Annotated in this window: 10 protein-coding genes and 1 pseudogene; 3 read left to right on the forward strand and 8 right to left on the reverse strand. The window is 71.5% G+C overall.

The genetic code is table 11. The features are described from left to right. Positions 1-271, reverse strand: a pseudogene (locus AB0F10_RS41155) (hypothetical protein); the annotation flags it as partial. Beyond that, positions 234-809 carry a sigma-70 family RNA polymerase sigma factor gene (locus AB0F10_RS41160; protein WP_360638674.1) on the reverse strand — a complete coding sequence of 192 codons (576 nt, stop codon included), beginning with the start codon at positions 807-809 and terminating at the stop codon, positions 234-236. The pseudogene AB0F10_RS41155 and the gene AB0F10_RS41160, both read right to left, overlap by 38 nt. A gap of 158 nt (positions 810-967) precedes the next feature. Between AB0F10_RS41160 and AB0F10_RS41165 the strand changes: the two genes are divergently transcribed. Together AB0F10_RS41165 and AB0F10_RS41170 are read left to right on the forward strand one after the other, a co-directional pair. Continuing rightward, a complete protein-coding gene (locus AB0F10_RS41165) occupies positions 968-1,780 on the forward strand; it encodes a DUF4397 domain-containing protein (RefSeq protein WP_360638677.1) in 813 nt (270 codons plus the stop codon). After that, complete coding sequence (locus AB0F10_RS41170; RefSeq protein WP_360638680.1) at positions 1,777-2,451, forward strand: class F sortase; 675 nt, start codon at positions 1,777-1,779, stop codon at positions 2,449-2,451. The genes AB0F10_RS41165 and AB0F10_RS41170 overlap by 4 nt, the downstream gene beginning before the upstream one ends. Before the next feature lie 80 nt (positions 2,452-2,531). Here AB0F10_RS41170 and AB0F10_RS41175 read toward each other — a convergent pair whose 3' ends face one another. From AB0F10_RS41175 to AB0F10_RS41200, 6 genes are all read right to left on the reverse strand, one after another. After that, positions 2,532-3,983, reverse strand: a complete 1,452-nt coding sequence (locus AB0F10_RS41175) for an ATP-binding protein (RefSeq protein WP_360638683.1) — start codon at positions 3,981-3,983, stop codon at positions 2,532-2,534. Next, positions 3,983-5,641, reverse strand: coding sequence for an FAD-dependent oxidoreductase (locus tag AB0F10_RS41180; protein ID WP_360638686.1), 1,659 nt, complete (start codon positions 5,639-5,641; stop codon positions 3,983-3,985). Before AB0F10_RS41180 ends, AB0F10_RS41175 begins: the two co-directional genes overlap by 1 nt. Before the next feature lie 9 nt (positions 5,642-5,650). Next, positions 5,651-5,944 (reverse strand): UBP-type zinc finger domain-containing protein, encoded by a 294-nt coding sequence (locus AB0F10_RS41185; RefSeq protein ID WP_360638689.1) that lies wholly within the window; start codon positions 5,942-5,944, stop codon positions 5,651-5,653. Next, entirely contained in the window at positions 5,941-7,104 is a 1,164-nt protein-coding gene (locus tag AB0F10_RS41190; protein ID WP_360638698.1) for an NAD(+)/NADH kinase, read from the reverse strand. Before AB0F10_RS41190 ends, AB0F10_RS41185 begins: the two co-directional genes overlap by 4 nt. Positions 7,105-7,204: 100 nt before the next feature. Next, positions 7,205-7,939, reverse strand: coding sequence for a 50S ribosomal protein L11 methyltransferase (locus AB0F10_RS41195; RefSeq protein ID WP_360638692.1), 735 nt, complete (start codon positions 7,937-7,939; stop codon positions 7,205-7,207). An 82-nt stretch (positions 7,940-8,021) separates the two neighbouring features. Continuing rightward, positions 8,022-8,225, reverse strand: a complete 204-nt coding sequence (locus AB0F10_RS41200) for a cold-shock protein (RefSeq protein WP_023561244.1) — start codon at positions 8,223-8,225, stop codon at positions 8,022-8,024. A 318-nt stretch (positions 8,226-8,543) separates the two neighbouring features. Here AB0F10_RS41200 and AB0F10_RS41205 point away from each other — a divergent pair, with 318 nt between their 5' ends. Continuing rightward, the gene (locus AB0F10_RS41205) at positions 8,544-10,091 is read left to right on the forward strand and encodes a ricin-type beta-trefoil lectin domain protein (protein ID WP_360638695.1); all 1,548 of its coding nucleotides are present in this window, start codon (positions 8,544-8,546) and stop codon (positions 10,089-10,091) included. Positions 10,092-10,131: the final 40 nt, after the last annotated feature.

A 10,131-nucleotide genomic window follows, 5' to 3' on the forward strand; every position in this document is an offset into this window, starting at 1 on the left:
GGCGGGTGCGCCGCTCCGCCGGCTGGGTGGCCCGGGCCCGCTCGCCGGCGGGCCGGGCCGGGCCGGCGATGTCCGCCTCGATGGCCCGCCAGACCGCCTCCGGCGGGGACGGCAGGTCCCGCAGCTCCTGGCTGCCGGCACCGAGGTCGGCGACATTGCGCAACGTCTCGAGGTCGCGCCGGCAGTCGGGGCACTGCGCCACATGATCTGACTCGCCGAGTTCCGGCTCCTCCTCAGAGAGCGCGAGAAGAACCAGCCGATCGGGATCCACGTGTTGCACCGTCCACCTCCCAACGACGTCGCAGGTTCGCCATTCCACGGCGGATATGGCTCTTGACCGTACCGAGGGGCAGCCCGGTGACGGCCGCTATCTGTGGATGGGTGAGATCGTCGTAGAACGCCAGCTCCAGGGTGCGCCGCTGCTCCTGCGGCAACCGGCCGAGCTCGTCGGCGACGACCAGCCGGTCCACGATCCGCTCGGGGGTCTCGCGTTCGTCGGGCGCGAGCTGTGCCCGTACGGTCTCGGTGACCCGAAGGTCGCGCGCCGCCGACCGCAGGCGGTCGACGGCCTTGCGCCGGGCGATGCCGAGCAGCCAGCCCAGCATCGTGCCGCGCTGCGGGTCGAAGCCGTCCCGTCCCGCCCAGGCCGCAACGAACGTCACCTGGGTGACGTCCTCGGCGTCCGCGCGGTTACCCAGCATCCGCTGGGCCAGATACAGCACGGCAGCTCCGTGCCGATCGTAGGCCGTCCGCAGAGCCTTCTCGTCGCCGTCGCGTAACCGCTCGGCGAGTTCGTCGTCGGAGCTCATCGACCTCCCTTCCGCGCACAGGTTCTCCCGTTGATTCGCTCGGCGGCCCCCCGCCGGATGCACCTGCGACTTCCCAGTTTCCGCCGCATCCACCCGCAGCCGCCGTGACGAAGGACCGGGCGTAGCGAAATTCACGACGATCTGTTCGAGGAGTCCCGATGCGCATCCTGTCCCTGTGTCGCGCGGCCACGGCCGGCGCGGTGGTCCTGGTCGCTCTCGGCACCACAGGTTCACCAGCCTTCGCCAGGTCCGGCTCGCAGGTCTCCGTCGTGCACGGCATACCCGGGCAGGCGGTCGACGTCTACGTCAACGGCAAGAAGACCATCCCGGACTTCCAGCCGGGCAAGGTTGCCGGTCCACTGACGCTCCCCGCCGGGAAGTACGACATCGCACTCACCAAGCCCGGCGACGCCATCGGCGACGCGCTGCTGACCGTTGCCGGCGCCGAGGTGCCCGGGGACGCGAACATCAGCCTGGTCGCGCACCTTGGCACCGACGGCAAGCCCGTGCTGACGCCGTTCGTCAACGACACCGCCAAACTCGCCGCGGGCAAGGCCCGGCTGATCGTCCGGCACACCGCGGCGGCGCCGGCGGTCGACATCCGGGCCGGCGGCGACCCGGTCTTCACGTCCCTGACCAACCCGGACGAGGCCAAGGCCGACGTCGCCGCCGGCACCGTCTCCGCCGACGTGGTCCTCGCCGGCACCCAGACCCGGGTGCTCGGGCCCACCGACCTCGACCTGAGGGAAGGCACCGCGACCATCGTGTACGCGGTCGGCTCGGCAGAGGACAAGACCCTCGATGTCGTGTCGCAGACGATCACCGGCCTGCACTCGGCGCCGGGTGGCGTGCCCGGCGGCAACGGTGGCCGCGCCGACCTTGGTACGCCGCTGCCCTGGTACGGCGTCGGCATCGCCGGCCTCCTGCTGGCCGTGTTCGGTCTGGCCAGGACGGTGACCGGCCGTCGATGAGCGTGCACCCGCGCGGCGGCACGTCCCGGCACCTGCCGGGGCGTGCCCTGCTCACCGTGTTGCTCGGGATGGGCCTGACCACCGCCGCCGGCGTGGTCGCCTGCCGATCACAGCCGCCCGGCGACTTCGGCGCGCCGGCGGTGGCCACACCGGCAACGGCGCCGCCCGCCCCGGCCCGGGTACCCGTTCAGGACGGCCGGCTTCCGGCAGCCCGCGCCGTCGACGCACCCACCCGGCTGCGCATTCCGGCGGTGAACCTGGACGCGGCGGTCGACGCCGTCGGCATCGACGCGGCGACCGGCGCCCTCGCCGTTCCGCCGAGCGTCGACCGGGTCGGCTGGTACTCCTACGGACCCGGCCCGAACGCGTCGGCGGGCTCCATCGTCATCGCCGGGCACGTGGACAACGCGACCGCGGGCGAGGGCGCGTTCTTCCGGCTCGGCGTTCTGGCCCGCGGCGATGTGGTGACGGTGACCGGCCCCGGCGCGAAGACCCGGACGTTCGAGGTCGTGGCCCGGCAGCGGTACCGCAAGACGGCGATCCCCCTGGCGAGGTACTTCGCCCGCGACGGCGCCGTACGGCTCACGCTGATCACCTGCGGCGGCCCGTTCGACGCCGGGACCCGGCACTATCGCGACAATGTCGTCGTCACCGCGGTCCCGCGCCGATAGCAGCGCGCCTCGGCGGCGGCCCGGCGTGGCCGATCAAGGCCGGCCGGGCCGTCGTACGGGCTGAGGCGGCGAGCCGGCAGTCAGCGGGAGGCCGGCTCCGAGATGGGCAGGCTCACCAGGAACCGGGTGTCGCCCGGCCGGGACTCCAGGACGATGTCGCCGCCGTGGCCGCCGACCACGATCCGGTACGAGATGTCGAGGCCGAGCCCGGTGCCCTCGCCCACCGCCTTCGTGGTGAAGAACGGCTCGAAGACCCGCTTGCGCAGCTCCTCGGGCACGCCGGGGCCGGTGTCGCCGATCGAGACGACGACCTGGTCGTCCTGCCGGTACGTCTTCACGGTGAGCGTGCCGGCGCCGTTCATGGCCTGCACCGCGTTGTCGACGATGTTGGTCCAGACCTGGTTGAGCTCGGCCGGGTGCGCCGGGATCCGGGGCAGGTCGCGGTCGTACTCCTTGACCACCTGGACGCCCGTACCGATCTTGTGGGAGAGCATCACCAGGGTGCTGTCCAGGCCGGTGTGCACGTCGATCCACTGGTGCGCGGCGCGGTCCAGCTGCGAGTACTGCTTGGCGGAGGTGACAAGCGACGAGACCCGGCCGGTGGCCTCCTCGATGTCGCTCATCAGCTGCTCGGTCTCGAGCGCGTACCCGATCCAGTGGATGGCCTGGTCGAGCAGGCCCGGCTCGACCACCTTGGCCTCGATCAGCTCGAGGCACTCGATGTCGAGCCCGCCCTGCGCGAAGACCGGGGCGAGGTCCCAGCCGCCGGTGACGCCGTGCTCCTGCATCCAGTCGCCGAGCTCGTCCTCGCGGTCGGAGGCCTGCAGCGCGGTCAGCGTCGGCGCCTTGGCGGCCCGCTCGATGACGTCCTCCTGCAGCTCCACCAGCGCGTCCAGCCGCTCGGGCGCGACCTTGCCCGCGGCGAGCATGCCCAGCTTGTGCCGCATGCCGGCGACCCGCTGGCGCAGCGCGCCGGTGGCCCGCGACGCGGCGGCGGCGGGGTTGTTGAGCTCGTGCATGAGGCCCGCGGAGAGCGCGCCGAGCGCGACCAGGCGCTGCCGCTCCCCGATCGCCACCTGGGTGGTGCGCATGCCGAGGGTGAGGCCCTCGAGCAGGTGCAGCGCCATCGGGAACCAGTCGCGCATCAGCGAGCCGAAGTCCTCGGCGCTGAGCACGAAGAAGTCGGAGTCGTCGAGCGCGCGCATCGACGCCATGTAGCGGTGCTGCACGCCCTCGTCGCGGATGTACGCCCGGGTCGCGCCCATGTAGACGCCGCGCTGCTCCGTACGGGTGGTCTCGACGTCGTCCTGGCCGACCCGGCGGGTGAGCGCGACGGTGCCGCTGAGCAGGACGAAGAACTTGTCGGCCGGATCGCCCTCCTGGATCACCAGTTGCCCGGCGGCGGCGTGCTGCGTGCAGCCGTGCCCGGCGATCCAGGCGAGCTGGTCGTCGGTGAGCTTCTCGAACAGGAAGAGGGTGCGCAGTTCGTCGACGGTGAGCATGCCGGGTTGGCACGGTTCGAGTTCGGTCATTACTGCGCCTCCAGGTAGCGGTGGACCAGCGTGACGGCCATCGCGCCCTCGCCGACCGCCGATGCCACCCGTTTCACCGAGTTGGCCCGGACGTCGCCGGCGGCGAAGATGCCGGGAACGCTGCACTCCAGGTAGAACGGATCCCGGTCCCGATCCCATCCCTTCGGCCGGGTTCCGCCGGAGAGCAGGTCCGGGCCGGTGTAGAGGAAGCCCTTCTCGTCGCGGGCCACCGTGTCGCCGAGCCAGTCGGTGCGCGGCTCGGCGCCGATGAAGACGAACAGGTAGCCGCACTCGACGCTGGTCACCGTGTTGTTCTTGCTGTCGCAGATGGTGATCGCCTGGAGGTGGTCGCCGCCCTGCGCACCGACAACCTCGCACCGGGTACGCACGCGCACGTTGTCCATCCGGTTGAGCTGCTGGATCAGGTAGTACGACATGGACGCCTCGAGGGAGTCGCCGCGCACCAGCAGGGTCACGCTGCGGGCGTACCGGGAGAAGAAGAGCGCGGCCTGACCGGCGGAGTTCGCGCCGCCGATGATGTAGACGTCGCTGCCCGCGCAGGACGGCCCCTCGGTCGCGGCCGAGCCGTAGTAGACGCCCGCGCCGGTCAGCTCGGGGATGCCGGCGGCGACCAGCGGCCGGTAGGCGACGCCGGTGGCCAGCACGATCGAGTGCGCCGAGACCTCGCCGCCGTCGGCGAAGCGCAGCGTCCGGGCGGAGCCGTCCGGGTGCAGGCCGACCACCTCGCGGGTGTTGAGCACCTCGGCGGAGAACTTGCCGGCCTGCCGGCGCGCCCGGTCGGTGAGCTGCGCGCCGGAGATGCCGTCCGGGAAGCCCAGGTAGTTTTCGATCCGGGAGCTCTGCCCGGCCTGCCCGCCGACTGCCTGCCGCTCCACCAGCAGCGTCCGGAGGCCCTCGGACGCGCCGTAGACGGCGGCGCCGAGCCCGGCCGGCCCGCCGCCGACGATGATCAGGTCGTAGAAGTCGCGCTCCGGCGCGATCGACAGCCCGGCCGCCTCGGCGACCTCGGACGTGCTCGGCTGCGCCATCGCCCGGCCGTCCGCGGTGACCACCAGCGGGATCGACTCCGGGCCCACCCCGGCGGCCTCCAGCAGGCGGCGCCCCTCGGGGTCGTCGGCGCCGAACCACCGGTACGGGACCAGGTTGCGCGCCAGGAAGTCGCGGATCTGGTAGGACGGCTCGCTCCACCGGTGCCCGACGACGCGGATGTCCTCGACCTCCCGGTCGCCGACGGCCTGCCAGGCGTCGAGCAGCGCGTCGATGACCGGGTAGAGCTTCTCCTCGGGCGGGTCCCAGGGCTTGAGCAGGTAGTGGTCGACGTCGACCACGTTGATCGCCTGAATCGCCGCGTCCGTGTCCGCGTACGCGGTCAGCAGGGCGCGGCGGGCGTTCGGGAACAGGTCCATCGCCTGCTCGAGAAACTCGATGCCGTTCATCTGCGGCATCCGGTAGTCGGCGAGCATGACGGCGACCCGGCCGCCGCGCAGCTTGAGCTCCCGCAGCGCCTCGAGCGCCTCGGCGGCCGACGCGGCCCGGACGATCCGGTACGCCTCCCCGTAGCGGCGCCGCAGGTCGCGGGCGATGGCCCGGGAGACCGAGGGGTCGTCGTCGACGGTCAGGATGGCGGGGTGGCCCATGCGGAATCCTTACGGATGCGTGAAGGAGCGGGCGTCGGGTACCTCGTAGGCGACGTTGTCCAGGTAGCACCACCACCAGGTCTCGCCCGGCTCGTAGGACTGCACGATCGGGTGGCCCTCGGCGTGGAAGTGCGCGGTGGCGTGCCGGCCGGGTGACGAGTCGCAGCAGCCGACGTGGCCGCACGTCATGCAGACGCGCAGGTGCACCCAGCGGCCGCCGGCGGCCAGGCATTCGACGCATCCCTCACCGGACGGCTTGACGTCCTCGGTCTGGTCCAGGTGTGTACACGTTGCCCCGGTCATGCGCGGGCTCCTCCCTCGGCGATCAGGTCGTTGAACTCGGGATGCCGCTCGACGTAGCCGGCGACGTACGGGCAGGTGACGACGACCGGGGTGGCCCGGCCGCGGGCGTCGGCGAGCGCGGCGCCGGCGAGGCGGCCGGCCAGGCCCTGGCCCTGGAAGGCCTGGTCGATCTCGGTGTGCGCGAGCTCGATCCGGTCGCCGTGGCGCCGGTAGTTGAGGACGCCGGCCAGCTCGCCGCCGAGCAGGACCTCGTAGCGCGACTGCTCGAAGCTGTCGACGACGGTGGCCTCCGCCAGGTCGCCGCCGCCGACCTGGGCGCTGCCCTCGACCCGCAGCTTGCGGCGGGCCCGCTCGTAGAACGAGGTCTGCCCGAAGCGGATGACCTGGGCGGCCGCGGGCACGGGGATGATGGACAGCTTGTCGCCGGGCTTGGCGTAACCGTGGATGATGCCGTCGACCTCGACCGCGAGCCGGCCGCTGGTCGGGCGCACGTCGAGCTCGAGCTGCTCGTCGGGGGACAGCACCAGCGAGCGGTTGAACGACGAGTGCGCGGCGGCGGCGCTGACCAGCAGCCCCTCGACGTTGGGCGACACGATCGGCCCGCCGGCCGAGAAGCTGTAGGCGGTGGAGCCGGTGGGCGTGGCGACGATGACGGCGTCGGCCGCGTACCGGACGAAGTTGCTGCCCTCGACGTTGATGCCGACGTGCGCGAGGCCGTCGCCGGGCACCCGGACCAGGGCGATGTCGTTGAACGCCGAGACCTCGTCGCCGCCGGGCAGCACGGCCCGCACCGCCGTGCGGGACTCGATGGTGAACCGGTGCTCGTCGATCGACGAGAGCGCGCCGGCCAGGCCGGGCAGGTCGACCTCGGCCAGGAAGCCGAGCCGGCCGACGTTGACGCCGAGCACGGGGGTCTTGCGGCCCTCGACCAGGCGCATGGTGCGCAGCATGGTGCCGTCGCCGCCGAGGCTGACCAGCAGCCCGGCGCGTTCGACCATCTCCTCGGCGGAGACCGCGACGGCGGCGCAGTCGATCCGGGTGATCTCGTCGTGCAGTCCGAGGACGGTGACGTCGCGCCCCGCCGCCCACCGGACGATGGCCTCGATGGCGGAGCCGCAGTCCCGCTTCGGATGCAGGACCAGCCCGACCACTTTGATCATGCCCACGAATGACACCCCACGATCATCCAGCGAACGCCCCCGGTCGCACGCGTCAGCGTTCAGCCTTGCACGTCCGACCGGGATACCGCGAGGGGCTTGCTCAGCGCGTGAGCGCCACCGCCACCGGGGTCAGCACGCTGGCCTGGTCACGCTGGCCGTCCTCGAGCGCGCCGAGGGCCGCCGCCTGGTACGTGGTCAGGGTGCGCAGCAGCCCGGGCGGTGCGTATCCGCGGCCGGGGTCGCCCAGCAGCACGTTCGCGCCGCGGCTCATGGCACGGGCGATGAACGGCAGCATCTTGGCCGCGACGTCGGCGTTGTAGAGGCAGTCGCCGGCGAGGATCACCTCGGCGTCGTCGCCGTCGCCGTCGGTGAGGTCCTCCACGACGGTCGCGATCCGCTCGCCGTTTGCGTTGGCGTTGGCCTGGATCGCGGCGATGGCGTAGCCGTCGGTGTCGTTGGCGGTCACCTCGGCGGCACCGGCCTGCGCGGCCGCGATGGCGACCAGCCCGGAGCCGGAGGCGAGGTCCAGCACGCGGCGGCCCGCGACCAGCTCGGGGTTGTCCAGGACGTAGCGGGCGAGAGCCTGCCCGCCCGGCCAGGCCGTCGCCCAGTACGGGGCCGGCAGCGGTGCGCCTTCCTCGGCCTCGAGGCGCGCCCAGAGCAGCACGGCGTCCTCGGCGAGGAAGAGGTGTACCTCCGGGACCATCGGCACGGAGGTCAGGTTCAGGGCGTCCTGTTGCGGCGCCCTTGCGGGGAACGAGGCGTTACGCAGCAGCCGTCGCTGCAGGGCGCTGTGGGTCGCGACCGCGTAGGGGGCTCCGGAGTACGTCTTCACACCACTCTTTTCCGTAGAAGGGAAACGACCGAGGGCCGCGCCTTCCGCTTCAACGCGGGAGGCACGGCCCTCGTGACGTACGTCAGATGGGACGGATGTTCGCCGCCTGCAGGCCCTTCTGGCCCTGCTCGATGTCGAACTCAACCCGCTGGTTCTCCTCGAGAGTGCGGTATCCGTCGGAGGCGATGGCGGAGAAGTGGGCGAAGACGTCCGGCGCACCACCGTCCTGGGTGATGAAGCCGAAGCCCTTGTCTGCGTTGAACCACTTCACTGTGCCGACAGCCATGTCAAGCCCTTTCGCAACCACAAGGAGTTCACACCTCGCGAACTCCGTCGCCGCCCGTAGAGATCGGGAAACCGAACCCATACGACAAAAGCCCGGGGGGCTCGGATACCCACCAGGCTCTGGCAAATATGAGAAATCGGAACGACAACCCCTCCAAGCTAGCACGTTCCGCAACGAACCGACGCCAGGACGCGACCTGACATCGGTGGACAATAATCATTGAGGTTTCTTGACAGAATTAACAAGTATCGACAGACTCCGATTTAGAGAGCGCTCTCCTTCCCCTCGAAGTTCCCCCTGGTCAGCGGAAGGATCCCCATGTCACGTCCCGTCAAGCTGCTCGGCGTCGCCGCCGTCGCGGTGACCACCGTCGGCCTCTTCCCGTTAACAAGTTATTCCTCCGAAACACCCACCCCAAGCGCACCCAGCGCGGTCGCCCGCTTCGACATGGCACCCGGCATGGTCGCCGCGATGCGCCGCGACCTGAGGCTCACCGACGACCAGATCGCGGCCCGCCTCGCCACCGAGGCGGCGGCGCCGGTCGTCGAGAAGCGGCTGCGCGCCCGGCTCGGCAAGGCCTTCGCCGGCGCCTGGATCCCGGCCGGCGCCGAGCGGCTCACCGTCGCGGTGACCTCCGCGACGTCGGCCGCCGCGGTCCGCGCCGAGGGCGCCGACGTCAAGATCGTCGCGCGCGGCGACGCCGACCTGGCGGCCGCCCGCCGGCGGCTGGACCGCAACGCCGCCGAGGCGCAGGGCACCGCCGTCCGCGGCTGGTACGTGGACGTCGCCGCCAACCGGCTCGTCGTCATGGCCAAGCCCGGCGGCGCCGCCGCGGCGCGCAGGTTCGCCCGTGACAGCGGCGCCGGCGAGGTCACCGTCGTTCCCGCGGCCGAGGCGCCCAAGCCGATGTACGACATCCGCGGCGGCGACCAGTACGTGATCAACGGCAACACGCTCTGCTCGATCGGCTTCCCCGTCGCCGGCGGCTTCGTCAGCGCCGGGCACTGCGGCGGCGTGAACAGCCCGACTCTCGGCTACAACAACGTCGCGCAGGGCACCTTCGCCGGTTCGTCGTTCCCGGGCAACGACTACTCGTGGATCCGGACGAACGGCAACTGGACGCCCCAGCCGTGGGTGAACAACTACTCGGGCGGCAACGTGATCGTGGCCGGCTCGCAGGACGCCGCGATCGGCAGTTCGGTCTGCCGCTCGGGCCGGACCACCGGCTGGCGCTGCGGCACCATCCTGGGCCGCGACGAGACCATCGTGTACTCGCAGGGCTCGGTCTCCGGGCTCAGCCGCAGCAACGCCTGCGCCGAGCCGGGCGACTCCGGCGGCTCGTGGATCTCCGGCAACCAGGCGCAGGGCGTCACCTCCGGCGGCTCGGGCAACTGCACGTCCGGCGGCACGATGTGGTTCCAGCCGGTCAACGAGATCCTCGGCGTCTACGGCCTCTCGCTGACCACCAGCGGCGGTGGCGGCGGGGCGAACTCGGTCATCAGCAACTGGAACAACAAGTGCATCGACGTGCCGAATGCGAACTTCTCCGACGGCGTGCCGGTGCAGATGTGGGGGTGCAACGGCACCGCGGCGCAGAAGTGGAACTTCGTGAACGGCACCCTGCAGACCTCGAACAACAAGTGCCTCGACGTGGCGTGGGGCTCGACCGCGAACGGCGCGGTCATCCAGATCGCGAACTGCAGCGGCAACGCGGCGCAGCAGTTCGTCCTGTCGGCGGCCGGCGACCTGGTCAACCCCCAGGCGAACAAGTGCGTGGACATCGACGCCTGGAACGGCAACGACGGCGCCCGACTGATCCTCTGGGACTGCACCGGCGGCGCCAACCAGAAGTGGCGGCGCGGCTGACCCGAAAAACTGTTATCGCCCGCCGATCGCGCTTTATGCG

It is taken from the genome of Actinoplanes sp. NPDC026623 (genome assembly GCF_040638275.1).
Taxonomy (GTDB): Bacteria; Actinomycetota; Actinomycetes; order Mycobacteriales; family Micromonosporaceae; genus Actinoplanes.

Bases quoted from the DNA above. Each gene is read 5' to 3' on its own strand.
- AB0F10_RS41205 (WP_360638695.1), top strand. From the start codon at position 8,544: ATGTCACGTCCCGTCAAGCTGCTCGGCGTCGCCGCCGTCGCGGTGACC.
- AB0F10_RS41190 (WP_360638698.1), bottom strand. From the start codon at position 7,104: ATGATCAAAGTGGTCGGGCTGGTCCTGCATCCGAAGCGGGACTGCGGC.
- AB0F10_RS41185 (WP_360638689.1), bottom strand. From the start codon at position 5,944: ATGACCGGGGCAACGTGTACACACCTGGACCAGACCGAGGACGTCAAG.
- AB0F10_RS41180 (WP_360638686.1), bottom strand. From the start codon at position 5,641: ATGGGCCACCCCGCCATCCTGACCGTCGACGACGACCCCTCGGTCTCC.
- AB0F10_RS41200 (WP_023561244.1), bottom strand. From the start codon at position 8,225: ATGGCTGTCGGCACAGTGAAGTGGTTCAACGCAGACAAGGGCTTCGGC.
- AB0F10_RS41160 (WP_360638674.1), bottom strand. From the start codon at position 809: ATGAGCTCCGACGACGAACTCGCCGAGCGGTTACGCGACGGCGACGAG.
- AB0F10_RS41165 (WP_360638677.1), top strand. From the start codon at position 968: ATGCGCATCCTGTCCCTGTGTCGCGCGGCCACGGCCGGCGCGGTGGTC.
- AB0F10_RS41175 (WP_360638683.1), bottom strand. From the start codon at position 3,983: ATGACCGAACTCGAACCGTGCCAACCCGGCATGCTCACCGTCGACGAA.
- AB0F10_RS41170 (WP_360638680.1), top strand. From the start codon at position 1,777: ATGAGCGTGCACCCGCGCGGCGGCACGTCCCGGCACCTGCCGGGGCGT.